This is a genomic window from Mycetocola zhadangensis (genome assembly GCF_003668565.1).
Taxonomy (GTDB): Bacteria; Actinomycetota; Actinomycetes; order Actinomycetales; family Microbacteriaceae; genus Mycetocola_A; species Mycetocola_A zhadangensis.
Genome location: NZ_RCWJ01000005.1, coordinates 97,509 through 123,475 on the forward strand (window position 1 = coordinate 97,509; position 25,967 = coordinate 123,475).

General features: G+C 64.2%; 26 protein-coding genes. 14 read left to right on the top strand and 12 right to left on the bottom strand.

Annotated features, from left to right (window positions below; translation table 11 throughout):
- Positions 1–107: 107 nt before the first annotated feature.
- Entirely contained in the window at positions 108–773 is a 666-nt protein-coding gene (locus D9V28_RS14995; RefSeq protein ID WP_121660522.1) for a hypothetical protein, read from the top strand.
- Positions 774–814: 41 nt separating this feature from the next.
- On the opposite strand, the gene D9V28_RS15000 is transcribed toward D9V28_RS14995, so the two are convergent.
- A complete protein-coding gene (locus D9V28_RS15000) occupies positions 815–2,035 on the bottom strand; it encodes a saccharopine dehydrogenase family protein (RefSeq protein WP_121660523.1) in 1,221 nt (406 codons plus the stop codon).
- A gap of 40 nt (positions 2,036–2,075) precedes the next feature.
- Positions 2,076–3,635 (bottom strand): APC family permease, encoded by a 1,560-nt coding sequence (locus D9V28_RS15005; RefSeq protein ID WP_121660524.1) that lies wholly within the window; start codon positions 3,633–3,635, stop codon positions 2,076–2,078.
- Positions 3,636–3,777: 142 nt separating this feature from the next.
- On the opposite strand from D9V28_RS15005, the gene D9V28_RS15010 reads away from it, so the two are divergent.
- The gene (locus tag D9V28_RS15010) at positions 3,778–4,659 is read left to right on the top strand and encodes a helix-turn-helix transcriptional regulator (protein ID WP_121660525.1); all 882 of its coding nucleotides are present in this window, start codon (positions 3,778–3,780) and stop codon (positions 4,657–4,659) included.
- A 37-nt stretch (positions 4,660–4,696) separates the two neighbouring features.
- Here D9V28_RS15010 and D9V28_RS15015 read toward each other — a convergent pair whose 3' ends face one another.
- Positions 4,697–5,107, bottom strand: a complete 411-nt coding sequence (locus tag D9V28_RS15015; RefSeq protein WP_121660526.1) for a (R)-mandelonitrile lyase — start codon at positions 5,105–5,107, stop codon at positions 4,697–4,699.
- Positions 5,108–5,262: 155 nt separating this feature from the next.
- On the bottom strand, positions 5,263–6,303 hold the full coding sequence (locus D9V28_RS15020) for a zinc-binding dehydrogenase (protein WP_220700515.1): 1,041 nt from the start codon (positions 6,301–6,303) through the stop codon (positions 5,263–5,265).
- 434 nt (positions 6,304–6,737) lie between these two features.
- On the opposite strand from D9V28_RS15020, the gene D9V28_RS15025 reads away from it, so the two are divergent.
- From D9V28_RS15025 to D9V28_RS15035, 3 genes are read left to right on the top strand one after another with little or no spacing between them, the layout of a single operon-like run.
- Positions 6,738–7,169, top strand: coding sequence for a VOC family protein (locus D9V28_RS15025; RefSeq protein WP_121660682.1), 432 nt, complete (start codon positions 6,738–6,740; stop codon positions 7,167–7,169).
- Positions 7,169–7,741 (top strand): YdeI/OmpD-associated family protein, encoded by a 573-nt coding sequence (locus D9V28_RS15030; protein WP_121660527.1) that lies wholly within the window; start codon positions 7,169–7,171, stop codon positions 7,739–7,741. Before D9V28_RS15025 ends, D9V28_RS15030 begins: the two co-directional genes overlap by 1 nt.
- Positions 7,738–8,529, top strand: coding sequence for a putative protein N(5)-glutamine methyltransferase (locus tag D9V28_RS15035; protein WP_121660528.1), 792 nt, complete (start codon positions 7,738–7,740; stop codon positions 8,527–8,529). The genes D9V28_RS15030 and D9V28_RS15035 overlap by 4 nt, the downstream gene beginning before the upstream one ends.
- Here the strand turns inward: D9V28_RS15035 and D9V28_RS15040 are convergent.
- Entirely contained in the window at positions 8,513–9,226 is a 714-nt protein-coding gene (locus D9V28_RS15040; RefSeq protein WP_121660529.1) for a DUF1294 domain-containing protein, read from the bottom strand. The genes D9V28_RS15035 and D9V28_RS15040 overlap by 17 nt on opposite strands.
- 142 nt (positions 9,227–9,368) lie before the next feature.
- Positions 9,369–10,076, bottom strand: a complete 708-nt coding sequence (locus tag D9V28_RS15045) for a demethylmenaquinone methyltransferase (protein WP_121660530.1) — start codon at positions 10,074–10,076, stop codon at positions 9,369–9,371.
- A gap of 142 nt (positions 10,077–10,218) precedes the next feature.
- On the opposite strand from D9V28_RS15045, the gene D9V28_RS15050 reads away from it, so the two are divergent.
- Both D9V28_RS15050 and D9V28_RS15055 read left to right on the top strand, forming a co-directional pair.
- Positions 10,219–10,455, top strand: coding sequence for a DUF1272 domain-containing protein (locus tag D9V28_RS15050; RefSeq protein ID WP_229728187.1), 237 nt, complete (start codon positions 10,219–10,221; stop codon positions 10,453–10,455).
- 47 nt (positions 10,456–10,502) lie between these two features.
- Entirely contained in the window at positions 10,503–11,771 is a 1,269-nt protein-coding gene (locus tag D9V28_RS15055) for an isochorismate synthase (RefSeq protein WP_229728171.1), read from the top strand.
- 4 nt (positions 11,772–11,775) lie between these two features.
- On the opposite strand, the gene D9V28_RS15060 is transcribed toward D9V28_RS15055, so the two are convergent.
- From D9V28_RS15060 to D9V28_RS15070, 3 genes are all read right to left on the bottom strand, one after another.
- On the bottom strand, positions 11,776–12,666 hold the full coding sequence (locus tag D9V28_RS15060) for a PPK2 family polyphosphate kinase (protein WP_121660532.1): 891 nt from the start codon (positions 12,664–12,666) through the stop codon (positions 11,776–11,778).
- Positions 12,667–12,727: 61 nt separating this feature from the next.
- Complete coding sequence (gene menD / locus D9V28_RS15065) at positions 12,728–14,449, bottom strand: 2-succinyl-5-enolpyruvyl-6-hydroxy-3-cyclohexene-1-carboxylic-acid synthase (RefSeq protein ID WP_229728172.1); 1,722 nt, start codon at positions 14,447–14,449, stop codon at positions 12,728–12,730.
- Entirely contained in the window at positions 14,442–14,852 is a 411-nt protein-coding gene (locus tag D9V28_RS15070; RefSeq protein ID WP_121660534.1) for a PLDc N-terminal domain-containing protein, read from the bottom strand. The genes menD and D9V28_RS15070 overlap by 8 nt, the downstream gene beginning before the upstream one ends.
- 105 nt (positions 14,853–14,957) lie before the next feature.
- Here D9V28_RS15070 and D9V28_RS15075 point away from each other — a divergent pair, with 105 nt between their 5' ends.
- Positions 14,958–15,311, top strand: coding sequence for a DUF4229 domain-containing protein (locus D9V28_RS15075; protein WP_229728173.1), 354 nt, complete (start codon positions 14,958–14,960; stop codon positions 15,309–15,311).
- Here D9V28_RS15075 and D9V28_RS15080 read toward each other — a convergent pair whose 3' ends face one another.
- Entirely contained in the window at positions 15,312–16,307 is a 996-nt protein-coding gene (locus D9V28_RS15080) for a 1,4-dihydroxy-2-naphthoate polyprenyltransferase (protein WP_229728174.1), read from the bottom strand.
- A 187-nt stretch (positions 16,308–16,494) separates the two neighbouring features.
- Here D9V28_RS15080 and D9V28_RS15085 point away from each other — a divergent pair, with 187 nt between their 5' ends.
- A complete protein-coding gene (locus tag D9V28_RS15085) occupies positions 16,495–16,941 on the top strand; it encodes an Hsp20/alpha crystallin family protein (RefSeq protein ID WP_121660536.1) in 447 nt (148 codons plus the stop codon).
- Positions 16,942–16,998: 57 nt separating this feature from the next.
- Here the strand turns inward: D9V28_RS15085 and D9V28_RS15090 are convergent, their stop codons facing one another.
- Positions 16,999–18,174, bottom strand: a complete 1,176-nt coding sequence (locus D9V28_RS15090) for an AMP-binding protein (protein ID WP_121660537.1) — start codon at positions 18,172–18,174, stop codon at positions 16,999–17,001.
- 94 nt (positions 18,175–18,268) lie between these two features.
- On the opposite strand from D9V28_RS15090, the gene D9V28_RS15095 reads away from it, so the two are divergent.
- Positions 18,269–19,516: an NAD(P)/FAD-dependent oxidoreductase gene (locus D9V28_RS15095; RefSeq protein ID WP_121660538.1), complete on the top strand. Its 1,248-nt coding sequence runs from the start codon at positions 18,269–18,271 to the stop codon at positions 19,514–19,516.
- Between the two features lie 79 nt (positions 19,517–19,595).
- Here the strand turns inward: D9V28_RS15095 and D9V28_RS15100 are convergent, their stop codons facing one another.
- The gene (locus D9V28_RS15100; RefSeq protein ID WP_229728175.1) at positions 19,596–20,315 is read right to left on the bottom strand and encodes a FadR/GntR family transcriptional regulator; all 720 of its coding nucleotides are present in this window, start codon (positions 20,313–20,315) and stop codon (positions 19,596–19,598) included.
- A 128-nt stretch (positions 20,316–20,443) separates the two neighbouring features.
- Between D9V28_RS15100 and D9V28_RS15105 the strand changes: the two genes are divergently transcribed.
- From D9V28_RS15105 to D9V28_RS15120, 4 genes are all read left to right on the top strand, one after another.
- On the top strand, positions 20,444–22,039 hold the full coding sequence (locus D9V28_RS15105; RefSeq protein ID WP_220700516.1) for an ABC transporter substrate-binding protein: 1,596 nt from the start codon (positions 20,444–20,446) through the stop codon (positions 22,037–22,039).
- Between the two features lie 75 nt (positions 22,040–22,114).
- Positions 22,115–23,071, top strand: a complete 957-nt coding sequence (locus tag D9V28_RS15110; protein ID WP_121660540.1) for an ABC transporter permease — start codon at positions 22,115–22,117, stop codon at positions 23,069–23,071.
- A 4-nt stretch (positions 23,072–23,075) separates the two neighbouring features.
- Positions 23,076–25,145: a dipeptide/oligopeptide/nickel ABC transporter permease/ATP-binding protein gene (locus D9V28_RS15115; protein WP_121660541.1), complete on the top strand. Its 2,070-nt coding sequence runs from the start codon at positions 23,076–23,078 to the stop codon at positions 25,143–25,145.
- Complete coding sequence (locus D9V28_RS15120; protein ID WP_121660542.1) at positions 25,142–25,936, top strand: ABC transporter ATP-binding protein; 795 nt, start codon at positions 25,142–25,144, stop codon at positions 25,934–25,936. Before D9V28_RS15115 ends, D9V28_RS15120 begins: the two co-directional genes overlap by 4 nt.
- Positions 25,937–25,967: the final 31 nt, after the last annotated feature.

Consider the following 25,967-nt stretch of genomic DNA (forward strand, 5'->3'; position numbering starts at 1 on the left):
CGCCGTCAGCTGGCGATGGATGGACTGCGGAAATTCGTGCTAGAACCAATATTGTGAAGAGCTCTCGCGCAGTCCGGCAAGCCCATCAAGACCAGTTTGAGGATGGAGTGTGCCTGGGATCGCTCGAGTTCCAGCAGGCGCTCGACACACCATCGCTCCGGACCGGGATGTCGGTCGACACCTTTGCCCGGCTCGCCAAGGGCATCGCGCTGGTCGCGCCACTCGGCGGATTTTTCGCGCCGATCGGTGGCTCAGGGGCTGACGTCTTCTCGGGCACCGGCATGATGAGTCCGGATCTCGCGCGATCGGTCACGGTGATCTGCTTCTGGGTCGCAGCGGTCGGTCAGGTGTGGGCGCTCGTCGACTGGTGGCGACTTGGCCGGCCGAAGGATGGCTACGGAATCGCTGCCGCGTTCCTCGCGATGACTGCAGTAGCTGGGGCGATATGGTTTCACAGTTCGCGTGCTGACCCTGCGACACTGCCGATGCTCGCCGTGCCGATCATCCTCACGGGCTTGCTGGGTGCTGTCTCTTTGGTCGCACGCCTGATCGGTTCACAAAAGTTCACCGTGCGCCAGGCCAGGCTTACGGTGCTCGGCGAACGCATGCGCTCGCTCCCCGGTCACGAGCAGCAAGCGCTTCACGCCGAGCGGCGGGAGATCCTGGACGCATTGGACAAGCGGGACCTTGTTCACGCTGGCCTTGCCGAGCGCGCCGCAGCAGCACCGCTCGGCGACTGGTGGCTCCTCGACGCGGCCAACGGCAAGCAGTAGTTTCCGGCGGATGATGCCGCGCGGCCTGCCCGAAGTCGGCGCTATTTCTCCTCGACGCCCCAGGGGGAACCGTATCCGCGCGGCGAATCGGCGGCGAGGAGATCGAGGAACGGGCGAGCGTCGAATGCCTCAGGTCCGAGCACTCCTGTGCCGCTCCAGACACCGGTCGCCAACAGCTCGAGGGCCACGACGGGGTTGATGGCTGTCTGCCAGACGACGGCCTGGGATCCGTACTCCGCCATCGTCTGCTCGTTGTCGACCACGTGATACAGGTAGGTGGAGCGAGGTTTGCCGTTCTTGCCTGTGCCGCGCACCCAGACGCCGGCGCAGGTCTTGCCTCGCATCCGATCGCCGAGTGTTGCCGGGTCGGGAAGGCTCGCGGCGACCACGTCGCGCGGTGATACCTGCATCCCTTTCACCGTGACGGGATCCGTTCTGTCGAGGCCGATCTTGTGCAGCACCTGAAGCACCTGGATGAATTCGTCGCCGAGCCCGTACTTGAATGTGACCCGCTTCGCCTTCGTCCAGCGCGGCATGAGGAGCACTTCCTCGTGTTCGACGTTCACGCACTCGACCGGACCTATGCCTTCGGGAAAATCAAACACTTCGGGTTCGCTGAACGGCGGTGTCGTAAACCAGCCGCGGTCCTTTTCGAAGATCACCGGTGGGTTCAGGCATTCCTCGATCGTGGTCCAGATCGAGAACGACGGAGCAAAGTCGTAGCCGTCGACGACGAGGTTCGCACCGTCGCGGACACCGAGTTCGTCGATCTCACTGAACAGTTCGTCCTCGGCGTATCGCGCGAAGACGTCGGACAGGCCGGGCTCAACGCCGATGCCGACCAACGCGAGCCGACCGGCATCCGTCCATTTATCCGCCTGCGCGAATTGCTCATCACCGAGCTTCACTCCCGGCAGTTCGTGGGGCTTTTCGGGATGCGGGTGCGAGAGGCTCATTGCCATGTCGAGGTAGACGGCACCGCCGGCGAATGCGCCGTCGAAGATCGGCATTACGAAGCGCGGGTCGACGGCGTTGAGAATGTGGGTGATGTTGTGCTCACGGATGAGGGCGGCGACCTCGGCGGCACTCGACGCGTCAACCTGTGCCGCGGTGAGCCGCGCGTCAGCCAGTTCAGCGGCGAGCGCTTCTGGCCGCGCGGGGTCGTAATCGGCGATCACCAGCGCCTCGAAGAAGTCGCGGCGAACGAGGATGCGAGCGGCGGCCGAGCCGACCCCTCCCGTGCCGATGATCAGGATGCGCATGCGATTGCCTTTCGAAAGAGGAGCGGGACAGGCGAACGGGTCATGCCAGGCCGCCGTCGACCGAACGGCCATACACCTCGGGGCTGTCCGGCACGAGTACCTCGGTGTCGCGGTTGAGGCTTTCACCGCGGAAGAAGGGCTTCGATCGCGGGAACGCCCACCAGACCAGCATCAGGACCACGCCGATGGCGAGCGCTCCAACACCGATCACAAACGTGCCGCCGATGCCCCAAATGATCGTGTAACCGTAGTCGACGTCGTACATGTCGATGCAGGACTGGATGAAGGCGTAGCCGAGCATGAGCGCACCGAGGAGCGGAAACAGGCCCTTGAAGAAGAAGTTTCGAGCCGAGGTGAACAACTCACGGCGGAAGTACCAGACGCAGGCGAAGCCGGTGATGCCGTAGTAGAACGCGATCGCGAGACCGAGGGAGAGGATCGAGTCGGCCAGGATGTTCTCGGAGATGAACGTCATGCCCACGTAGTAGACGATGGCGACAATGCCCATCACCAGGGTGGAGAACGACGGTGTCTGGTATTTCGGGTGCACCGTGGCGAACCGTTTCGGCAACGCCCGATACGCGGCCATGGACAGCGTGCCCCTTGCTGTCGGGAGGATGGTGGTCTGGGTCGATGACACGGCCGAAACGAGAACGGCAACCACGAGGATCCATGCCCAGGGACCGAGAATGAGGTCCTTGAGCGCCAGGAACACGTCATTCGCGTTGTCTTCGTTCGCGAGCCCGGTGCCGCCAGTGCCGAGACCGGCGTACGACATCGCGGCGACCGTGACGGTGACGTATGTGACGAGGAGGATGACCGTGGTGACGAGCGCCGCCCTCCCGGGAATGCGTTTCGGGTCCTTGGTCTCTTCGTTGAGAGCCAGGCAGGTGTCCCAGCCCCAGTAGATGAACAAGGCGAGCAGGACAGCCTCGATGAATCCGGAGTAATCGGTAAAACCCAACGGATTGAACCAGTCCAGGCTGACGGGTGTCGGATTCGGTGCGTCGCCGGTGCCGACCTTGATGAACGCGACGATCGCGAACAGTGCAAGGGCGAAGTACTGCACGGCGAGGAGCACGTTCTGCACCCGCGCTCCCAGCTCGATTCCGCGGTAGCTCACCCAGGTCATGAGAGCGATGAACACGACACCCGTTCCTGTGACGAGCGGCACGTTCGAGGCCAGGGACCCGTCACCGACCAGCAGCCAGAGGTATTGCCCGCCGACCTGGGCCAGGTTTGCCAAAACGACCATTCCGGCGACGGCCACTCCCCATCCGGCCATCCACCCGACGTACGCCCGGAACGCCTTGGTTCCCCAGGTGAACGCCGTGCCGCAGTCGGGGACGGCCCTGTTCAGTTCCCGATATGCGAACGCGATGAAAAGCATGGGGATGAAGGCGACGATGAAAGCGATGGGCGCCTGCGCGCCTACTGCGAGCACCACAAATCCGAGGGTCGCAACGAGCGAGTACACGGGCGCCGTTGATGCGAGCCCGATCACGACGGACCCCCACAGGCCGAGAGTGCCTGCCGCGAGCCCCTTTCCCTCGCTGCCAGGGGCTGTCGGGCGCGAGGGACCCGTCGACTGCGTTGTCATGAGCGAAAGCTACTGCCGCGCAGTTTCCGAGTCAATGCCCGAGAGCGGGGGCGGGTGCAGGGGAAAGGTGAGAGAACGGATGCCACGTGGCAGGTAGCGCCAGTGCCTCCCGGGCCGAGCGCAAGAGGCTTAACCTGAGGTCATGGCAGACACCCGTGCAGAGATCCGTGAGTTTTTGAGTTCTCGCCGTGCCCGCATTGCGCCGGAAGATACCGGCCTCACTGCGTTCGGCGGCAACCGTCGTGTCCCCGGCCTCCGCCGTGAGGAGGTTGCTCTGCTGACGGGGGTTTCCGTCGACTACTACGTGCGACTCGAACGCGGCAACCTCGCCGGAGCCTCCGAAAGTGTTCTCGATGCGCTCGCGCGCACCCTTCGGCTTGACGACGCCGAACGCGAGTACCTCTTTGATCTGGCGCGCGCTTCAGCACCCACCCTGCACAAGAAGAAGCGGGCATCGACGACAGTGCGTCCCGCTGTGCAGCAGGTTCTCGACGCTCTCGCGGATGCCCCTGCCTGGGTTCGCAACGGTCGTCACGACATCCTCGCGGCGAACCGGATGGGGCGAGCACTCTATGCACCGGTTTTCGATGACCCCCGCCGACCGGTCAACACCACGCGGTTCACCTATCTCAATCCGGCCGCTCGTGAATTCTGGCGGGACTACGACCGCATCGCCAACGACGCCGCGGCCATGTTGCGTCTCGAAGCCGGCCGCAACCCGCACGACCCCGATCTGATCAACCTGGTCGGTGAGCTCTCAACCCAGAGCGAACTGTTCCGTGAACGATGGGCGTCACGCGACGTCATGCACCATCGCAGTGGAGTGAAGCGACTGCACCACCCGGTTGTCGGTGACCTCGACCTCAACTTCGAATCGATGGAACTTCCAAGTGAACCGGGGCTCGTGATGAATGTGTACACGGCACCGGCCGGTTCTCCCACCGCCGACGCCCTGCGGGTTCTCGCCTCATGGGTCGCTTCGCAGGAAAGCTCGGTCGCGGAACAGGAACCACGACCGAGCTGACTTGGCCCGGGACGAGCCCGGGCGTGGAACAAACGCCCTAGCTTGGCGGGTATTCCTCGCTGGTGAGTTTGTCACCCCAGGTCGTTTCTGGCTCGTCGCTTTCCGGTGCTGGAGCCTCCCACATCGCCAGGTGACACATGAAGTTGTCCGCGGTTGCACCGTGCCAGTGCCACTCGCCAGCCGGCGTGTAAACGGTGTCTCCCGGGTGAAGCTCAATCAGTTCCTCGCCGCGAGACTGCACGTACCCGAGGCCTTCCGTCACGTGAAGCGTCTGCCCGACGGCGTGTCTGTGCCACGCTGTGTGCGCACCCGGCGTGAACCGGACGAGGTTCAGGCGTAACCGGGACGGCTCCTCGCCGCGGTAGTAGGCGTTGAAGTAGACGTCCCCGGTGAACCACTCGGCTGGGCCCTTCACGGTTGGCGCTGTTGGCTGCTTCTTAGTACTCATAAGTCACTCCTCGATGAAAATGTCGTGTGCATTGTGGGGCGCAGACATAGCTCTGAGGCCAGCCCGTGTAGGCGATGGCGCCTGTCCCTGCGCGGCAGTTTGGTCTTCTGTCATATCTTGTGCTCCTCTTTTGTTCCGGCTCTGAGAACGGGCCCTCAGAATGCGATCATGACCTTCAACGCTTCGCGGGCATCCATCGCCGCGTACGCGGCTGGTACGTCATCGATCGTCACTGTGCGGTCGAAGACTCTTCCCGGGGCGATTTCGCCGTTCAGAACCTGCCGAATTGCTTGTTCCAGGTAGGCGCGGACGGGCGCTGGGCCTCCGGTGAGTGTCGCGTTTTTACCGAACAGCGAACCGAACCCGACCGGGGCTTTCTCATACTGCGGAACGCCGACGCGCGAGATCACTCCGCCGGGACGAACGATGCCGAACGCCTGTTCGTAGGCTGGCATCAGGCCGACAGCTTCCAAAACTATGTGCGTTCCCTCTCCGCCGGTAAGCTCCATCACCTTGGCGATACCCTCCTCGCCCCGCTCGGCGACGACGTCTGTTGCGCCGAAATCGACGCCCAGATCGGTGCGAGCCCGGTGTCGGCCCATGAGGATGATGCGCTCGGCGCCGAGCCGCTTCGACGCGAGCACCGCAGAAAGCCCAACAGCGCCGTCACCGATCACGGTGACGGTCTTGCCAGTTTCGACTCGGCCCATGTGGGCTGCGTGATATCCGGTCAGGTACACATCCGACAGGGCGAGCAGGGAAGGCAACAACTCGCTGGCCTCGTCTACACCCGGGACGACGACGAGGCTGCCGTCCGCCTGCGGGATCCGAGCCATCTCAGCCTGCAAACCACCGAACTCGGTGTTGCCATACCAGCCTCCGTGAACGCACGACGTCTGGAATCCTTCGAGGCAGAACGCACAGGTGTTGTCCGAGAATGCGAACGGCGCAACAACGAAGTCGCCCTTCTTCACCGATGAGACGGCCGCCCCGGTCTCCTCCACGACACCGATGAGCTCGTGTCCCATCGGGTTGCCACCCTCGGAATACGGCATCGAATGATACGGGTGGAGGTCGCTGCCGCAGACGCACGCGCGCACAACCCGCACGATGGCATCCGTCGGTTCTTTGAGAATCGGATCGGCAACGGTCTTCACGCGGACGTCGCCCGCGCCATACATGTACGTGGCTTTCATGAAATCCTTCGAGTCGATGAGCAACCGCAATGGCGGCGTTCAACCATCACATCGTCTTAATGCTGCGCGTGGGAGTGCCCATCGAGACAGGTACCACCAGTGCCTCCCGGCACGCCCGATTGCGGCGTAACGTCCGTGATCCGTCCGTCACCTCGGCCATCATCGGGCCCGAACCATGAAGCAACTCCAGTCGCAGCTCCCGCAGCCGACACAGTTCTCAGCGACGAGCTGCTCGATTGCATCGATGAGATCGTCGCGTCTGGAACAACGATCAACCCCGATGACAACAGCTACGGCGCAACCGAACCCCGAACCCCGAACGCACGACAACGCGAGGTCCCGGCATCCCGAAGGTCTAGACGGATGCCACGTGGCACGCCACTATTGGACCGTTCAGGTGTCGACACGGGCGAGACACCGGAAGCGGAGTGATCATGTTTCTGAGAGGTATTGCCACCGTCAGTTTCTTCGCTGACGATATTGACGCGGCGCGCGCCTGGTACACCGAGCTGCTCGGAATCGCGCCCTATTTCGTTCGCCCCGAAACCGGCCCTGCCGCATATATCGAGTACAGGCTCGGCGACTTTGAACACGAACTCGGCATCATCGACCGGCGATACTCGCCGCATCCAACGGCGACCGAACCTGGTGGCGCTGTCGTGTTTTGGCACGTGAACGATGTGGAGCAGGCGCTGGAGCGACTGCTCACTCTTGGAGCGGCAGAACACGAACCGATAACCAAGCGGGAAGCGGGCTTTGTGACGGCATCCGTTGTCGACCCTTTCGGCAACATCCTGGGCATCATGTTCAATCCGCACTACCTCGAGATCCTCGAGTTCCGTACCGGCGGGATGCTGGGCGAGTAATGGCGGTCGAGCAGGAAACGCTGCGTTTTGACGGCCCGGACGAGTTCCGCGCCTGGGTCGAGGAGAACCAGGACACATCGCCCGGCATTTGGCTGGTTCTCGCGAAAAAGGGATCAGGCCAGACGACGGTGACCTACGCCGAGGCGCTTGACGTCGCCCTCGCGTATGGCTGGATAGACGGTCAGGCGCGCCGGGTCGACGATGAAACCTATGTGCAGCGCTTCACACCGCGGCGGCCGCGGAGTCCCTGGTCGATGCGCAACGTGCGAACAGTCGAGGCCATGATCGCCGAGGGGAGGATGACACCGCGCGGCCTGGCCGAGGTCGAGCGTGCCCGCGCCGATGGCCGCTGGGAGCGGGCATACGAGGGGCCCAAAACGGCCGAACCACACCCCGACTTCCTCGCTGAGCTGGAAAAGAACCCCGAGGCGGCCGCATTCTTCGCGACGCTCAACAGCCAGAACCGCTTCGCCATCTATTACCGGATCCAGGAGGCCAAACGACCGGAGACACGTGCTCGACGGATCGAGACCTTCGTCGAGAAACTCGCTCAGGGAGAGAAGTTTTATTGAGCGCCGGAGTTCAAGCGGCCGGTCGGGGCGTCGAGGCGACCGACCGGCTGCGGCGTGCGGGATCGGTGTTTGCCGCGGACGAGGCGCGGCTCCTCCTCGAAGCGGCAGGCGATGCGTCCGAATTCGAAACGCTGGTGCTCCGTCGCATCGCGGGCGAGCCGCTCGAGTACATCCTCGGCTGGGCCGAGTTCTGCGACCTGAGAATCAGGGTGCAACCCGGGGTGTTCGTGCCCCGGAAACGCACCGAATTTCTTGTGGAACGTGCAGCCGCCCTCGCGTCGCAGCGCAGGCATCCGCTCGTTATCGACGTGTGTTGCGGGTCGGGAGCCATCGGAGCAGCACTGCTGACGCGGGTTGAGGGAATCGAGGTGCACGCAACGGACATCGACCCTGCCGCTGTCGCCTGCGCTCGGGAAAACCTCGGCGAGCGCGCCGTCGTGGCGGTCGGCGACCTCTTCGCTGGACTCCCAACCGACCTCCTTGGCCGCGTCGATGTCATCGTGGCGAACGCGCCGTACGTTCCGAGCGCCGAGATCGACCTCATGCCTCGAGAAGCCCGATTGCACGAGAGCCGCTTGAGTCTCGACGGTGGTGGGGACGGGCTCGCACTTCACCGTCGGATCAGCGCCGACGCGGTGGAGTGGCTGGCGCCCGGTGGCCAACTGCTCATCGAGACGAGCGAGCGTCAGGCCGAACGCACGGCACTCAGCGTGGAAAACGCTGGCCTCGACGCGCGGGTGGAGCACTCCGAGGAGTTCGACGCGACGCTCGTCATCGGCACGCGATGACCGAACACATCGCGCCGGCCCCGAGCGGGGAGGCCAGCAGCACGAGGACGCTGAGGTTCGCGACGACGGTGCCCCCGAATACTCGCATGAATGTCTGTTTGCGGATCTTGTGGCGAAACACCTGCTGCGCAACGATCGCACCGGGCCACCCGCCGAGAAGCCCGAGGCTGAGCAGGGTGTTCTCGGGTGTGCGCCGGCGACCGGACACAGCGGCGGACTTGTCGACAGCGTAGGAGACGAAGCACAGGATGCTCACCGCGAGGTAACCCAGGACGGCCCAGTACGGAACGGTCCACCAGCTCGCCCGCACGAGGAGAGCCGCGAAGAATGCGAGTGCCACCGCGAGGGCGCCCAGAACGGCGACGGCTCGCGAAGCGCGCGACCGCGCCAATGGGCGAGGCCGGGTCGATGGGCGAGGCCGCGTCGATGGGCGAGGCCGCGGTGACCGTGGGGCGCGGTTCGCTGTGCTGTTCGTGTGCACCAAGTCGACCCGCGCAGCCCGCCGCTTGCCATCAGCAGTGAGTTCGACGACGTAATTGACCAGATCCCCGCGTTGCGGTCGAGCGGCCGAGCGTGGAACCGCCGAGATGTGAAGGAAGACGTCCGCACCACCATCGAGGGGCGTGAGGAAGCCGAAGCCCCGCTCGTCGTCCCATCGAGTGAGCTCGCCGGTGAGCGTCGCAAGCGGTGAAGTCATTCCACCGATGCTAGCGGCCGTGGTGCAGTTGCCGGTTTACCGAAAAGTGCTCTGTGACACGTGGATTCGTTGCTGCTGGCGACCATTTTTAGTACATGGTCGGCGGGCGTCGATCGCACGCGAGAGGGAGCGGGGCGGCGCCCTACGCGCGGGGCTTCGTCCCGCGGTGCAACGCCACGATTCCCCCGGTGAGGTTGCGGAACTGCACCTCGGTCCAGCCGGCTCCACGCAGCCACGACGCCAGCTCGCGCTGCCCCGGCCACGCCTTGATCGAGTCGTTGAGGTAGTCGTACGCGTCGGGGTTCGAGCTCGAGAACTTCACCATCACTGGCGTCACACGCTCGAGGTAGAAGTCGTAGAGGTTCTTCATGGCCGCGTTCGGGGGCGTCGAGAACTCGCAAATCACGATGCGCCCACCCGGCTTGGTCACGCGGAACATCTCGGCGATCGCCTTCTTCGGCTCCACCACATTGCGCAGCCCGAACGAAATCGTCGTCGCGTCGAATTCGTTGTCGCCAAACGGGAGGTCAGTGGCATCCGCTTCGACAAACTGCATATTGCGCACGCGGTCGTACTTCTTGCGACCAACCTCGATCATCCCCGGCGAGAAGTCGGCGGCGACAACGGTCGCGCCGGACTTGGCCAGTGAGGCGCTCGAGGTGCCGGTGCCGGCGGCGAGGTCGAGAATACGGTCGCCAGGGCGCGGGTCGACAGCGCGGGTGGTGGCCACCCGCCAGAGCAGGTCATTGCCGACACTCATCACCGTGTTTGTGCGGTCGTAATGCGTCGAGACCTGGTCGAACATGGCGGATACCTGCGATGGCTGCTTGGAGAGATCTGCCTTGTTCATTCCCCCAGTGTACGGCGACTGCTGAGCAAGCCACGGGGGTGGCAGCGCAGCACAATTTATGGCAGGCGACCGATACTCTGACAGGAATATAAGCGGATGCAGTTTCGCAGCAACACCAGCGAGGAGAAGCTCGATGCTCGAAATGCGTCCGAACTGCGAATGCTGCGATCGCGACCTGTCACCCGAGGACACCTCGGTCTCGATCTGCTCGTTCGAGTGCACGTGGTGCGCGGACTGCGTCGCCACCTTCCGAGGCGGCCGCTGTCCGAACTGCGGCGGCGACCTGACACCGCGCCCGACCAGGTCAGCCGAGAAATGCGCAAGCAACCCGGTCTCAACGGTGCGTGTGCACAACCCGGACTGCCTCAGCGCGCGCTGAGCACCCACTCCCAGCCGGGAGTAAGCGCCGAGGCGTAGGCTGATCGAGTGATTTCACCCGGAACAATCGCACAGGACTCCCGCGTGCGGCATCTCACAGTGTCGACGATTCAGGTTGACGACATCCGCTCGCTCCTCCCCCTCGCGAACCCGCACCACCCCCTGCTGTGGCTGCGCCAGGGCGACGGCATCACAGGTCTCGGTGAAACGCTCCGACTTGAATTCTCCGGCCCAACCCGAATGGCAGACGCCGCACGGTTGTGGCGCGAGGTAGCCGCAGCCGCTGACATTTCCGACGAGGTACGGATGCCAGGAAGCGGCCTGGTTGCGTTCGGCACCTTCGCGTTCGCAGACTCCTCAGCGAAATCGAGCGTGCTCGTGATTCCCCGCATGATTCTCGGTCGCAGGGATGGGGTCAGCTGGATCACACGAATCACCGAGTCGGATTCGGGAACCGAGCCGATGGCATCCGCTCCCTCCGCAACGCCGTTCGGCGATGAGTATCGCATTTCACTCACCCCAGGTGCGGAGTCCGTCGACGGTTTTCAGGCGCACGTTGCCGAAGCTGTGGAGCGCATCGTCGCCGGGAACGTAGACAAGGTCGTGCTCTCCCGTGACCTCACCGGGCACCTCCCAGCCGGCGCCGACCTTCGGCGGGTTCTCGCCGACCTCGCGCTCGGGTACCCGAACTGCTGGACATACTCGGTTGACGGGCTGATCGGGTCGAGCCCCGAGACCCTGGTGACCGTGTCGAACGGGTCCGTCACCGCGCGCGTGCTCGCCGGAACGAGCTCGCGCGGTCGCGACGCCGAGAGCGACCACCGGGCGGCCGTCGACCTTCAGTCGAGCACGAAGGACCAGGATGAGCACCAGTTCGCCGTGCAGAGTGTGCTCGACTCCCTTCGCCCGCACACCGCGCACGTGATCACGAGCGAGATGCCGTTCACCCTCAAGCTGCCGAACCTCTGGCACCTGGCGACGGACGTCGAGGGCACGCTCACCGACGACGCCTCGTCGCTCGACCTCATCGATGCGCTGCACCCGACCGCCGCCGTTGCCGGCGCTCCGACAGCGAAGGCCGTCGCCCTCATCGACGAGCTCGAGCCGTTCGACCGCGGCCGGTACGCCGGGCCGGTCGGCTGGGTCGGCGCAGACGGTGACGGCGAATGGGCCATTGCGCTGCGCAGCGCCCAGGTCGAGCACAACGGTGACGTCACCGCGTATGCCGGCTGTGGCATCGTGGCCGAGTCGGTGCCAGAGAAGGAACTCGCCGAAACCCGGATGAAGTTCCGCCCGATCCTCGACGCGTTCGCCTGACCCGCTAACCCAGGCTTGAGGCCTCGAGCCGCGCCTTCTGCTCCTCAACGTCGAAATCGGCGGCCGGCCACTGCGGGTCGATCGTGGTGAGCGCGTGAAGCAGCAGGTGCTGAACGGCCACCCGTGCGTACCATTTGTGGTTCGCAGGCACCACGAACCACGGCGCTGCCTCGGTCGATGTCCGGTCGAACACCCGCTGGTACGCGGCCTGGTAGTCGGGCCACATCTGCCGCTCGTCGATGTCGCCCGGGTTGAACTTCCAGTGCTTGTCCGGCCGTTCCAGCCGCTCGGCCAACCGACGCTTCTGCTCTTCCGGACTGATCTGCAGCATCACCTTCACCACCCGGATGTCGCGCTGCACGAGCCGCGACTCGAAGTCGAGAATGGCGTCGAAGCGTCGCTCGATCTCATTCTCATCCGCGAGCTTGCGCACAGAGCCGATCAGCACGTCCTCGTAGTGCGACCTGTCGAACACCCCGATGTAGCCGGGATCGGGAACGCGCTGCTCGATCCGCCAGAGAAAGTCGTGGCTGAGCTCCTCAGCGGTCGGTGCCTTGAACGCGGTAAGCGCAACGCCCTGAGGGTCGACAGCTCCGACGACGTGGCGCACGATTCCGCCTTTGCCTGCCGTGTCCATCGCCTGCAGAACAAGCAGCACGGCGTCTGGGGCCCCGCCCTTCGATGCCGCGAACAGTCGCTCCTGTTTCTCGTCGAGCAGCTCAGCGACGGCGGTCAACTCGGTTTTTCCCTCGGCCTTTCCACCCGCAAAACCCGGCGTCGAGTCCGGATCGACGTCGGCAAGAACAAACCCGGGCGCCACCCGGAGGACCGTCGTCGGGTTCTCAAGCCACGCCGATTCCGGTCGGCTCTCCCCCGAGTTCTTTTTCGCGCTCATGCCGCCAGTGTGACCCGCTTACCTCGCACGCTCAAGTGATTGCGCGATTCGGGCCGCTGTGTCACCGCGGCAGTGGAACCTCGATAAGAACAGCGGATGCCGTCGGCGCTGTCAACGCCTGATCAAGCGACGAGCGCGTGGTCGCCTTCACGTAGTCCCAGCCGTACGCCGTCGCGAGGGCCTCAAGGTTCACGGACTGTGGGGTGTAGAGCACCCGGTCGACGTCGTGGCGGTCGGTGGACTGGGCCACCTCGAGTCCGTCGAAGATCGTTCCGCCCCCGTCATTTCCGACGATGACCTGGATCCGTGGCATCCGTTCGCCCGAAGCGGTGAGGAACGCACCCGCATCGTGCAGGAGCGTGAGGTCGCCGAGCAGCACCCGGGTGATGCCGGCACCGTCGTTCTGGCTGGCCGACGCGATGCCGAGCGCTGTGGAGATCGTTCCGTCGATCCCGGCCAGACCACGGTTGGAGTGCACGGCGATCTTCTTGCCAGGCACTGCCGCGTCGACGTCACGAATCAGGCGAGACGCTCCGAGCACCAGCCGATCGTGCGGCCAGGTCGCTCCCCACACGGCGAGTGCAAGCGACCGCCGGTCAACGGGGGCGCGGACCGCCTCGAACTCGCCCTTCACATAGGCGAGCCGGGTGGCCGGGTCGTGGGAGTGTGCGGCCTCAAGGTCTGGTGCTTTGTCCGTCGACCGGGCGTCGACAAGCTCCCGAGACGCCGTGATCCACGAGCCAAGCCAGGCACGGTCGATTCCGCCGTCGACGACGTTCGCTGTGCCGACGATGTGGGCGGCGCGGCGGCCGGGGTTGTAGACCTCGTCACCGGTGGGGGCGACGATGATTACCTCGACGCCGTCGGTCGCAAGCAGCGTTGGCACCTGCCTCGACAGCGTCGGGTGCCCGAACACCACGGCACGCTCAATGCGACCACCGAACTGCGGCTCACCGAGGAGTTCGCGGTACGCCACGACGAGGTTGCGACCGTACCGAGCGCCGCTCGACACCTCGGCAATCAGCGGCCAGCCTCCCGCGTGAGCAAGCGCCTCGGCGGTCGGACCCGAGCCGTGCCCGGCGATCACCACTGTGCGCTTGCCACGCTCGAGCAGGATGCCCGGGCGGGTCATACGGGAATTCTGCGGCTCAGCGATATCGGGAGCGTGGCTCTCGGGCGCAGCGGGAGCCGGAGCCTTCGGAGCGGGCGTCCGGTCCGAAAGCGGCCGCGACAGCGGCTCGCGCAGCGGCAGGTTGATGTGCACGGGCCCCGCGCTCGCCCGCCCGGTGCCGAGCGCCGCCGCGACAGCGCTCCTGCCGAGTTCGAGCGCGTCGGCGTGCTCACCTGCCGCACCGGTCGGCGCATCGACGTCGCGAGCAAACCGCACTGCCTCACCGAAGATGCCGACCTGATGTGTGGTCTGATTCGAACGGATGCCACGCAACTCAAGCGGGCGGTCTGCCGTGATCAAGAGCAGCGGCACGTCGGAGGAGTGCGCCTCGAGCACTGCGGGGTGAAGGTTGGCTACAGCTGTGCCGCTCGTCACAATGACGATCGCAGGGGCGCCCGTCTCGACAGCGAGGCCGAGCGCAAAGAAGCCGGCCACCCGCTCGTCGATACGAACGTGCAGCCGCACCTCGCCTGAACGCTCAAGCGCCGCTGCGGCGAGGGCGAGCGCCTGCGACCGTGAGCCAGGGCACACGACGATATCTGTGACACCCTGCCGAATGCATTCCTCGAGAAGTGCGAGCGCGTAATCGGTTGCCGGACTGGCGTCAGGCATCCGCCCTGCCCGTGTCATCAGGCTTCGGTTTCGGGTCAGGGTTCTTGTCCGGCGTCGGCTTCGATCCGCCAGGCTCGTGCGGGTCGACACCGTCAGAGTCGAGCGATGCGAGCTCTTCCTCGAGCCGGCGAATGCGCTCGTCCTGTTCCTTGTCGCGGCCGAGCGTTCCGATGAACGCCGGGTCGTCGTCGGGAGCGAGGCGAGGACGGGCCACCTGGCCTGCGCGGGCTCGCCCGACCGTGAACCACAGAATCAGTCCGAGAACCGGCAGCAGCAGGATGATGACGAGCCACACGGGCTTCGACAGCCCGCGTACCCTGTCGTGCGCCATCATGGCGCAATCGATCACCGCATAAATCGTCGCGACAACGACAACGACCGCGAGAATGAGGAGCCAACGCATACCCCTCATCGTAGCCTCAGGTTCTGGGAAATCCCCCGGCTCGAGAGAACCCGTGAGGCCCACTCACAGCGCTCTCCCCGGACACCGCCGCATACACTGGAAATCGTGAAACGCATTCCCCCCGTCGTGACCTATACGGTGCTCCGTCTCCTGACGTTCGCCGCTCCGCTGGCCCTTCTCCTGCTGCTCAACTTCGAGCCGTGGGTGGCGACGGTGCTGGCCGCGATCATCGGCCTGAGCGTCTCATACATCTTCCTGCGGCACCCGCGCGAGCGCGTCGCGGCTGAGCTCTACGAACGGCGTCACGGCAACCGCACCCCCGACACGCAGGACGAAGACGCCGAAGATGCGGTGGCGACCGACGGCTCGGCTGTTTCTTCCCCCGCTACACCGCAGGAAAACACGAAAACGGATGCCACAGCATCCGTTTCCGAGATCCCCTCGCCAACCGAGAAGTAGTTACTTCCAGAACGCCACAAACAGGGCGATGCCGTAGAGCAACTGGGTGAGACCGGTGAGCTTGAGCGCCAGGATGTACTCCTTCGGCGTGCGTGCGGTTGCGACAATGATCGCAGCCGGAAGCGCGGCCAGGAGCGCAAACAGTGCGAACCAGGCAATCGGGTAGAGCACTGCGATCCAGACGGCGATGCCGAACGGCGCAAGCAGGCAGACGATGTAGAGCACTCGGCTCGGAACCGTTCCGAGGAACGTGGTGAGCGTGCGCTTGCCAGCCGCCCGATCCTGCGTGATGTCACGGATGTTGTTGACGATCAGCGTCGCCACCGAGATGAGGCCGACGCCGACCGCGCCGAGCCACGCCTCCTGGGTCAGCGCGAGAATCTGCACGAAGGTGGTGCCGAGCGTGGCAACGAGCCCGAAGAAGATAAAAACGAACAGCTCGCCGAGCGCGAGGTAGCCGTATGGACGTTTGCCGCCGGTGTAGAACCAGGCAGCCACGATGGCGAGGGCACCGACCGCGAGCAGCCACCACTGCTGCGTGAGGATGGTGAGCACGAGGCCGGCGACCGCCGCGGTGCCGAAGAAGACCAGGGCGGCGGTGAGAACGGCCTTCGGTGTGGCTTTGCCGCTGCCGACGAGACGGAACGGTCCGACCCGGTCGCGGTCCGTTCCGCGGATGCCGTCGGAGTAGTCGTTCGCGTAGTTCACGGCGATCTGCAGGCTCACGGCCACAACCAGGCAGAGCAGCGCGCGAACCCAGTGGTACTGGCCAGGGTCACTGGCTGCGATGGCCGCGCCCGTTCCGACGAGAACAGGTGAGATCGACATCGGCAGCGTCGGGATCCGTGCGCCTGCCACCCAGTCGCTGAACCGCGCCGGGCGCACGTCGGCGTAGACGCGAGCCGCCGGGTTGCCGCTCTTGCCCTTGCCCTTGCCCTTGTGCTTCGAAGCGGCCGGCGCCTGAGGCGGTGTGAGTCTCTGCTGCTTAGCTGCCACCTGGCAACCTCCCTCTGTTCCGGGAAGGAGTTTACAGGGGGCGACGACGTCGAATCGCTGTTCGCTCAGGGCAAACGGAAACGTGCTTTTCGTTGTGCGAAAACCGGTGTTAACATGTTTTCCAGAAATTGAGTCACCTCGACTCAACTTCGAAAACATTTCACGACACTAGTAAAGGAGAGATCCTATGGCACTGAACTTCGACCCGTTCCGCGACCTCGACCGTATGACCGACTCCCTGCTTCGTCAGGGTCCGCGGCTCATGCCCGTCGACCTCTTCCGTGACGGCGACCACTATGTCCTGTCGGCCGACCTGCCCGGTGTCGACCCGGGGTCAGTCGACATCGACGTTGACGGCCAGCTGCTGACCATTCGTGCCGAGCGCACCCTGACCGCTGGGGACGGCATGAAGTGGCTGTCCCGCGAACGAATGACCGGTTCGTTCCTGCGCCAGATCAGCCTTGGCCAGGGAATCGACACCGAGCGCATCGAGGCCAGCTACACCAACGGTGTGCTGACGGTCACCATCCCGGTGTCCGAGCGCGCCAAGCCGCGCAAGATCGAGGTGTCGCTGGCGAACGAGCCGCAAGACACCCTTCAGGTGTCCGAAACGCAGGGCGCCGTCGCGAGCTGAGTTGCTCGAAAGGAAGGGCCGGGACTTCTGTCCCGGCCCTTTTTCCTTAACGGATGGCTATTGTCCGTGAACGGATGCCTGGGGCTGAGCTGGCTGCGCACCCTCGACACCCAGCGCGACGGCGACGCGAGCGGCGATGGCGCGCCGATCCGGTTTGCCCGACGGCAGCACAGGCATCGCATCAAAAAGCATCACGTGTGCGGGACGTGCGGGTTTTCCGAGAACCGAGCCGACGGCATCCGCTATTTCTGTCAATTCGGGATGCGGACCGACGGTAACGACAACGGGCACCTCTCCCCACCGATCGTCTCTGACCGGAACGACGACGGACTCGGCCAGGCCGGGCAGGCCACGCACGATCCGCTCGACGCGATCGAGAGAAACATTGACGCCGCCCGAGATGATGACGTTGTCTGAGCGACCGGTGACGCGGAGAACGCCGTTCTCGAACTCACCGATGTCGCCTGTGCGATACCACCGCAGGCCATCGTCGACCACGAAGGTGCGCTCTGTCAGGGCATCGTCGCCGAGGTAGCCGTCGGCGAGCATCGGCCCCGCGAGTTCGACCACGCCGTCCACAATGCGAACGCGAACACCGGGGAGCGGAGAGCCGTTGTAGACGCAACCGCCTGACGTTTCGCTCGACCCGTAGGTGCGGTAGATGGGCAGGCCCAGTTGCTCGACCCGGCTGAGCAGGGACAGCGGCATGGCCTGACCGCCGACGAGGATGCCGTCAAACCGGCGCAGGGCCATCAGCCCGGCACGTGATTCAAGCAGTCGCGCCACCTGAAGCGGAACGAGCGAGGTGTAGTGGCTCTCACCGGTGAGCCGTTTGGACGCGTCGGCGAACGCGAGCGGGTCGAAGTGGCCATCCGGCAGCGCGACCGGTGTCGTTCCAGCGGCGATCGAACGGACGAGGACCTGGATTCCGGCGATGTAGTGCGATGGCAGGGCGAGGAGCCACTGGCCCTGGCCGTTGAGGACCGTCGCTGAGGCGGCGGCGCTCGCGAGGAGCGCGTCGCAACTGAGCGCGACACGTTTGGGAACACCGGTGGATCCGGAGGTCTCGACCACGACGCCGACGGGCTGTGGAACCTCCTCGCCTGTTGCGCCGAGGTCACCCCCACCAGCGACAGGGGTGACGGCTGGTCCTGATCGATCGAGTGCCCGTCGCAGGTCGACCATGAGTTCGAGCGGGTCGACCGCTGACACCCGGGTGAGTGGCCTCGTCATGGTTTCAGTGTATGCGCGTGCCGTCGCGCCGGGTCGGTGTGCCTGGCCGCACCACCCCGTTGACAGCCGCAACCCTCGGCGTACTGTGAAACGCATGGGACCCACAACGGAAGTGATCATCGTCGGCGGAGGGTTCGCCGGCGTCGCCTGCGCGAGAGAACTCAGCCGACGAGGAATCCGGACGCTGATCTTCGACAAGAACAGCTATCACCAGTTCCAACCCCTGCTGTACCAGGTGGCGGCGTCGCAGATCGGCGTCTCAGAGGTGACGCGCCCCCTCCGGGCGATCTTCCACCGCACGAACAAGGTCAAAGTTTTCACGGCCGAAGTTGCGTCAATCGACACAGCGAACCACAGTGTCACGACGACGGACGGGCACAGCTACCGCGCCAGGGTGCTCGTCCTGGCGAATGGCGCCGAGCCGAACTTCTTCGACACGCCTGGAGCGCGAGAGCACACGTACCCGCTGTATTCAGTTCGCGATGCAACCCGACTGGGAACGGCACTTGTCGCCGCGCTCAACACCGCCAACAACGAGCCCGAAATGGAACACGGTGTTCGGGTCGTAGTCGTCGGCGGAGGGCCAACCGGTGTTGAGATTGCCGGGGCGATCGCCGAGAACTTCCGGTACATCGTGCCCGGCTACTTCTCACCGGAGGTCGCGGAGAAGTGCTCGGTGCACCTTGTCGACATGTTGCCCAACCTGCTCACCCCGTTCGACGACAAATCGAAGGCATACGCGGTCAAACGGCTGACCCGAATGGGAGTGAAGCTCAAGCTGGGTTCGGGGGTCACCGAGGTCACCCCGGGGAGCCTCACCTTTGCGGACGGTGCACATCTCCCCGCGGACATTGTGGTGTGGGCCGGCGGGCTGAAAGCAGGCAAACTCGTCGGCGACTCCGGACTGTCACTCGGGCGCGGTGGCCGCGTCGACGTAACCGCCGACCTGAAGGCGCCAGGCGCTGGGGGTGTCTACGTTCTCGGCGACACTGCCAATATGACCGATGCACGCGGGAACACACTGCCTCAGCTCGGCTCGAGCGCCCAACAGGCTGGCAAGTGGGCGGCGAGAAACATTGCCGCCGAACTCACCGGTAATCCGACGAAGCCGTTCAAATACGTCGATAAGGGCTACATGGCCATGATCGGGAGAGGTGCGGCCGTCGCCGAGCTTGGACCGAAGCGGCGCCTCGTGCACGGGCCCATCGCGTTCGCCGCGTGGCTCGCCGTTCACCTCGTTCTCCTGTCCGGCTGGCGTCAACGTGCGTCTGCGCTGTTCTCCTGGGCGGAGGATTTCCTCAGCCACAGCCGTTCACACGTTGTGCTCGGCCGCGCTGATTGAGAAGAGCTTTGCAGTCAGCGCGCCCGCCACGGTATTGCCGTGAGCTCCGTGGCATCCGCTCAAAAACCGGATCGAGGAGTTACTGTTCGTTTCGTCGCGCAGAGATCGCTCTCTGCAACGGCTTGTAGTGCTCAACGACCGCCCGGCGATAACCCTCAACGTCGCCTCGCAGTGCGGAAGCGAGCATGTCTCCATGCGCCTCTGCCGTGCGCTGGATGTCGGCGGGCACCGTTATGCCCAGTTGCGGAATGACCGCGGTGTGGATGTCCCAGAAGGCGCCAACCAGCTGAGCGGCGAGGCGATTGCCGGTCACAGCGAAAAGTTTTGTGTGGAAAGCGCGGTCGGCTTCCAGGAACATTTCACCGCGCGACGCCTTGTCGACCATGTCATCGACCAGGGCGGACAGTTCGTCCGAGTCATCGTCAATCGCGCCGTCGACGATGTTGTCTGCCATCGCAAGGTCAAGCGCGAGCCGCACATCGACGACCTCTCGAAGCGCGGCTAGCGAACCGTCAGGCGAGAGCACGCCACGAAACACGAGGGCCTCGACCATGGGGTCGAGCGACATTGCTCCAACGTAGGTGCCGTGTCCGTGCCTCACGTCAACGATGTCGAGGGTTGAGAGCGTGCGGATTGCTTCGCGAACCGATGAACGCGATACATCCAGCGTCTCGCAGAGCTCGGTCTCGGTTGGGAGCAGATCGCCTGGTTTGAGTTCGCGAGTGAGAATGAGTTTCTTGATCTCATCCGCCACTGTGGTTCGCCGCATACGCGATGCACGCCTGTCTGACTCAGTCACGAAGCCCCCTCCCTTCGACCGCTCAAATGTTACGAGTCGGTTTCTCTCATTGCGTTCCCGCTCAACTTGTGTTTATAGTACATCGGACGTCTGATGTCCTGCAAGGCCTTCACCTAACTGGAGAATTCATGAATCGAACACTCACCCGCCGCCGTGTGGCTCGCCTCACGGGCGCGGTTGCTGGCACCGTCGCCACCGCTATGGTGCTCGTCGGTTGCGGCGCAACCCCCAACAACACAGAGAAGGACACCGCTGCTGCGGAGGTCGACCCCAATGGCGTCATCGAGGCGGGAATTTCCTACGCCCTGAGCGGAAGCTTCGACCCGATGATCGCTTCGGGAGCCGTCACGGTCTCTGCCAACTGGCACGTCTTTGAGGGACTGGTCGACCTCGACCCGGTCACCAAGAAGCCTTACGCCGCACTCGCAGCTGAGATGCCGACGAAGGTCGACGACACCACATTCGAAGTTGATCTTCGTGAAGGAGCGACGTTCCAGAACGGCGACCCCGTCACCGCGGAAGACGTCGTCTACAGCTACGAACGCGTCCTCAACCCGGAGAGCGGATCGCTCTTCACCACCTACATCGACTTCATTGACACGGTCACGGCCGTCGATGAAGACACGGTGCAGATCACCACCGACTTCCCCTTCTCGCTGACCAACGATCGTCTTGGCATCGTGAAGATCGTCCCGAAGGCCCTGGTCGAGGCAGACCCTGAGGCGTTCGGAACGAACCCCGTCGGTTCGGGCCCGTACTCGCTGACCTCCGCTGTCCCCGAGGACAAGCTGGTCTTCGAGCGAGCTGACACATACAACGGTCCACGCCCGGCCCTCGCGGCAGGCATGAACTGGAACCTCCTGTCTGATGCAGCCGCACGCGTTACGGCCATGTCCTCCGGCACGATCCAGGCCATGGAAGACGTCCCGTACATCGACGTCGACACACTCGCATCGGCATCGGACGTTGAAAGCGTCCAGTCGTTCGGCCTGCTCTTCATGATGTTCAACACGAAGGCGGCTCCGTTCGACGACCCCCGCGTGCGTCAGGCGTTCTTCTACGCGCTCGACATGGACAAGATCATCGAGACCGGCATGCTCGGAAACGCTACGGCTGCCACCTCGTTCCTTCCTGAGGACTACGAGAACTACAACGAGGCATCCACCGTCTACGAATACGACGTAGACAAGGCGAAGGACCTCCTCAAGGACGCTGGCGTCTCCGATCTCTCGATCACGCTGCTGACAACCGACACCGGCTGGGTGAAGGAAGTTGCGCCGCTGATCAAGGAGTCTCTTGACGCCATCGGTGTCGACGTGACACTGGACATCGGCCAGTCGGCCGCCGCGTACGCCAAGGTCGACTCAGGTGACTACACAGTCATGGTTGCACCAGGTGACCCGTCTGTCTTCGGTAGCGACCCGGACCTGCTCATGAACTGGTGGTACGGCGAGAACGTGTGGACCAAGACCCGCACCAACTGGGCAGACAGCCCTGAGTACGCCGAGCTGAAGGGCCTGCTCGACTCCGCTGTGCAGACCGAAGGCGAAGAGCAGCAGAAGACCTGGAACGAAGCCTTCGACCTGATCTCCGAGCAGGCCGTGCTGTACCCGCTGTTCCACCGCAAGCTCCCCACCGCGTGGAGCAGCGAAGAACTGGTCGGCTTCAAGCCGGTGCCAACCACGGGACTGTCGTTCCTTGACGTTGGTGTAGCCGCGGGCTAATCCACCCCAACCACAAGTGCGGGAGGGGCGCCATAAAGGCCCCCTCCCGCATTTACGTTCAGAAAGGAGCGGCTCGTGTCTAACACTCTCCGCCTCATCGGTCGCCGGTTACTCCAGCTGCCGCTCATGATCCTGGGAATTACATTCCTTGTCTTCTTCGTAATGTCCTTTTCCCCGGTAGACCCCGCACGCACCGCTCTCGGTGAGACAGCGTCGCCGGAAGCGCTCGAGGCGTACCGCGAAGCACAGGGCCTCAACGAACCGTTGTTCGTCCGGTACCTCGACTTCCTGGCCGGCCTGCTCCGCGGCGACCTGGGAACCTACTCCGCTCGCAGCCTTCCGGTTGTTGAAGAAGTCGCTCGCGCTTTCCCCGTCACTCTCTCCCTGACTTTCCTCGGTTTGCTGATCGCCGTTGTTGTCGCCCTGATCCTCGGCGTCGTCGCCGCGGTCTACCGTGACCGCTGGCCAGACAAAGCGATCCGCATTCTGGGTGTCGCGTCACTCTCGACCCCATCGTTCTGGCTCGCCATCCTCCTCATCCAGCTCTTCACACTGCAGTTGGGGATCCTTCCCGCCTCTGGCCGACTCCCCGACTTCGCGTCGGACCCCGCCGGGTGGCTCGCCCGTATGGCCCTTCCTGCCATCGCTCTCGCTGTGCCGGTCATCGGTCAGCTGTCTCGAGTCGTTCGCACCTCCATGGTCGAGGAACTTGACCGTGACTATGTCCGGACGGCGCTCGGCGCCGGCGTTCCGCGCAGCGTTGTGGTCTCCCGGAACGTGCTTCGCAACGCGTTGATCACCCCGGTCACCGTGCTCGGCCTCCGTGTCGGCTACCTCATTGGTGGCGCTGTCGTGATCGAGGTCATCTTTGCCATCCCCGGCATGGGAACCCTGATCCTCAACGGCGTGACCAACAACGAACCAAACCTCGTGCAGGGGGTGACCCTCGCGGTCGCCCTGGCGTTCGTCGTGATCAACATCATCGTTGATCTCCTCTACGTGCTCATCAATCCCCGAATCAGGGCGGTCTGAAATTATGCGACGCAATCTGACCCAACGACTCTCTGCACCGGGCCTTCGGCTCGGGGCTTTGTCCCTCGGATCGAAAGTCTGTCTGGCGATCATCACGGTGATCACGCTGGCCGCGGTTTTCGCACCGTTGGTCGCACCATACGATCCGCTCGCTACCGGCGCGCCGGTGCAGCCGCCTAGTGTCGACCACTGGTTCGGCACCGATCGTCAGGGCCGCGACATCTTCTCGCGGCTGGTGTACGGCGGGCGCTACTCGCTCGCGATCGGTCTCGGCGCGACACTGAGCGCCCTCGCGGTCGCCTCTGTGCTCGGAGCAGTCGCCGCAACGGCGCCCAAGTGGATCGCCGAGACGCTCATGCGGGTCATGGACGTCGTCATGTCCTTCCCCGGCATCGCGCTGGCCGCAGTGTTCGTAGCGGTCTTCGGCAAGTCCCTGCCCGTACTGATTCTGACCATCGCCTTCCTTTATGTTCCCCAGCTGACTCGCATCGTGCGCGCGAACATTCTCGACCAGTACGGCGATGACTATGTCGCAGCTGTGCGAGTCATGGGATCGTCCACACCGCGGATCATCGTCAAGCACGTGGCCCGAAACACCATGGCACCCGTGCTGGTGTTCGCCACGGTCCTCGTCGCAGACGCCATCGTCTTCGAAGCGTCACTGTCGTTCCTGCAGGCCGGCGTCCCGGACCCTGAACCCTCGTGGGGCAACGTGATCGCCGCTGGGCGGAACCTGCTGATGAGCGGCGCCTGGTGGGCAACGTTCTTCCCCGGCCTGCTCATCATGATTTCGGTGCTCTGCCTGAACATCCTGTCTGAGGGCATGACCGACGCCATGCTCACCCCGAAGTCTCGCAAGGTCACGGCCGACGCCGCAGCCACCGAGGAGTCCACCAGCGCTCTCGAGGCACAGCAGGCTGCAACCGGTAACGACTCATCAGCTGCCGCTCTCAGTGATGGCAGCGCTTTTGACCAGGTCGAAGTGCCCGTTGTCACGGTTTCGATGCCCGTTCTCGAAGCGACAACAGCGGTTGTACCGCTGGAAGAGCGGCTCGCAGCTCTGCGCACCGTGGAACTCGCTCGTACCGATCGACTTCAGTACACCCTCGACGCGGAACCGTTGCTCCAGGTGAAAGACCTGTCAATTTCGTTCCCCCGTCACGGCGATGTCAATGTCGTGGACAACGTCAACTTCACGGTGCGCCCGGGCGAGACGATGGCCATCGTCGGCGAGTCAGGATGCGGTAAGTCGATCACGTCGCTCGCGATCATGGGCTTGTTGGACCCCCGCGCCAAGATCAGCGGCGAGATCCTCTTCGACGGGAAGAACCTGCTGGAGATGCCGCAGAAGGAGCGCAACGCGCTGCGCGGCAACGACATTGCAATGATCTACCAGGACGCGTTGAGCTCTCTGAACCCTGCGATGCTCATCCGTTCGCAGATGAAGCAGCTCACCTCGCGAGGCGGAACCCGCACAGCGGAAGACCTGTTGCACCTGGTGGGACTCGAGCCGAAACGCATCCTCTCGTCATACCCGCACGAGCTGTCAGGCGGCCAGCGCCAGCGCGTACTCATCGCGATGGCACTGACCAGGGACCCGCGTCTTGTTATCGCGGACGAGCCAACGACAGCCCTCGATGTGACAGTTCAGGCTCAGGTCATCGACCTGTTGAACTCGTTGCGTGAGGAACTCGGTTTCGCCATGGTGTTCGTGTCCCACGACCTCGCCCTGGTGGCTGAACTCGCGCACCGCGTCACGGTGATGTACGCCGGCCAGGTTGTCGAACAGGGTACGACTCGTGAGCTGCTCACCCAGCCTCTGCACGAGTACACCCGTGGTCTGCTCGGCGCGGTGCTTTCGATCGAATCCGGTTCAGACCGGCTCCACCAGGTGCCGGGCACCGTTCCCTCGCCTCGGGACTTCCCTGCTGGTGACCGCTTCGCACCCCGGTCGTCGAACCCTGCCAGGGGCCGCGGGGTCACCCCGGTACGCCGTCGCCTCGAAGGCACAGACCACTACTACGCCGCCCACCCGGACGACGCACCGATCACCTCAGTCGGAGGTACACGATGAACGAAACAATCGTCGAGCTTCAGGATGTCCATGTGCGCTTCAAAACGCGGTCATCAGGGCTCTTCAAGAAGAGCTATGTTGACGCATTGGCTGGAGTCTCACTGACCGTCAAGCGCGGACAAACGCTTGGCATCGTTGGTGAGTCGGGATCCGGCAAGTCCACCGCCGCCAAGGTGCTCGTGGGGCTTGAGCAACCGACATCAGGTCAGGTGATCTTCGATGGAAAGCCGGTGCGGACCTTCAACACTCGCATTCGCCGTGAGCTCGGCAGCATCCTCTCTGTCGTCTTCCAGGACCCCGCGACCGCGCTGAACGCACGAATGACCGTGCGGGACGCGCTGATGGATCCCATGCAGGTGCACCGGGTTGGTGAGCCATCTCAGCGCGAACGTCGGGTGAAGCAGCTCATCGGGCTGGTCGGACTCCCCACTTCCGCCCTGGATGCGCTTCCTGCGCAGCTTTCTGGCGGCCAGCGTCAGCGCGTCGCAATCGCTCGCGCGCTTGCACTCGACCCGCAGATCATCGTCGCCGACGAGCCGACTTCAGCCCTCGACGTCTCGGTGAGAGCTCAGATCCTGAACCTGCTCACCGACCTCAAGAACGAGCTGGGCCTCGGGATGGTGTTCATCTCGCACGACATTCAGACCGTGCGCTACCTCTCGGACGAAATCGCCGTGATGAACAAGGGGCGCGTCGTCGAATTCGGTAACGCGGCACGCGTCTTCGACGACCCGGCTGATCCGTACACCCGCAGCCTCCTGGGCGCTGCACCCTCCCTGCTGCACCCGTAACCTCTTCCGCTTCACACAATTTTCGCTAGGA

Bases quoted from the DNA above. Each gene is read 5' to 3' on its own strand.
- D9V28_RS15070 (WP_121660534.1), bottom strand. From the start codon at position 14,852: ATGCGTTGGCTCCTCATTCTCGCGGTCGTTGTCGTTGTCGCGACGATT.
- D9V28_RS15040 (WP_121660529.1), bottom strand. From the start codon at position 9,226: ATGACTTCACCGCTTGCGACGCTCACCGGCGAGCTCACTCGATGGGAC.
- D9V28_RS15085 (WP_121660536.1), top strand. From the start codon at position 16,495: ATGGCACTGAACTTCGACCCGTTCCGCGACCTCGACCGTATGACCGAC.
- D9V28_RS15090 (WP_121660537.1), bottom strand. From the start codon at position 18,174: ATGACGAGGCCACTCACCCGGGTGTCAGCGGTCGACCCGCTCGAACTC.
- D9V28_RS15015 (WP_121660526.1), bottom strand. From the start codon at position 5,107: ATGAGTACTAAGAAGCAGCCAACAGCGCCAACCGTGAAGGGCCCAGCC.
- D9V28_RS15120 (WP_121660542.1), top strand. From the start codon at position 25,142: ATGAACGAAACAATCGTCGAGCTTCAGGATGTCCATGTGCGCTTCAAA.
- D9V28_RS15105 (WP_220700516.1), top strand. From the start codon at position 20,444: ATGAATCGAACACTCACCCGCCGCCGTGTGGCTCGCCTCACGGGCGCG.
- D9V28_RS15060 (WP_121660532.1), bottom strand. From the start codon at position 12,666: ATGAGCGCGAAAAAGAACTCGGGGGAGAGCCGACCGGAATCGGCGTGG.
- D9V28_RS15010 (WP_121660525.1), top strand. From the start codon at position 3,778: ATGGCAGACACCCGTGCAGAGATCCGTGAGTTTTTGAGTTCTCGCCGT.
- D9V28_RS15045 (WP_121660530.1), bottom strand. From the start codon at position 10,076: ATGAACAAGGCAGATCTCTCCAAGCAGCCATCGCAGGTATCCGCCATG.
- D9V28_RS15050 (WP_229728187.1), top strand. From the start codon at position 10,219: ATGCGTCCGAACTGCGAATGCTGCGATCGCGACCTGTCACCCGAGGAC.
- D9V28_RS15095 (WP_121660538.1), top strand. From the start codon at position 18,269: ATGGGACCCACAACGGAAGTGATCATCGTCGGCGGAGGGTTCGCCGGC.
- D9V28_RS15005 (WP_121660524.1), bottom strand. From the start codon at position 3,635: ATGACAACGCAGTCGACGGGTCCCTCGCGCCCGACAGCCCCTGGCAGC.
- menD (WP_229728172.1), bottom strand. From the start codon at position 14,449: ATGCCTGACGCCAGTCCGGCAACCGATTACGCGCTCGCACTTCTCGAG.
- D9V28_RS15025 (WP_121660682.1), top strand. From the start codon at position 6,738: ATGTTTCTGAGAGGTATTGCCACCGTCAGTTTCTTCGCTGACGATATT.
- D9V28_RS15000 (WP_121660523.1), bottom strand. From the start codon at position 2,035: ATGCGCATCCTGATCATCGGCACGGGAGGGGTCGGCTCGGCCGCCGCT.
- D9V28_RS15115 (WP_121660541.1), top strand. From the start codon at position 23,076: ATGCGACGCAATCTGACCCAACGACTCTCTGCACCGGGCCTTCGGCTC.
- D9V28_RS15020 (WP_220700515.1), bottom strand. From the start codon at position 6,303: ATGAAAGCCACGTACATGTATGGCGCGGGCGACGTCCGCGTGAAGACC.
- D9V28_RS15030 (WP_121660527.1), top strand. From the start codon at position 7,169: ATGGCGGTCGAGCAGGAAACGCTGCGTTTTGACGGCCCGGACGAGTTC.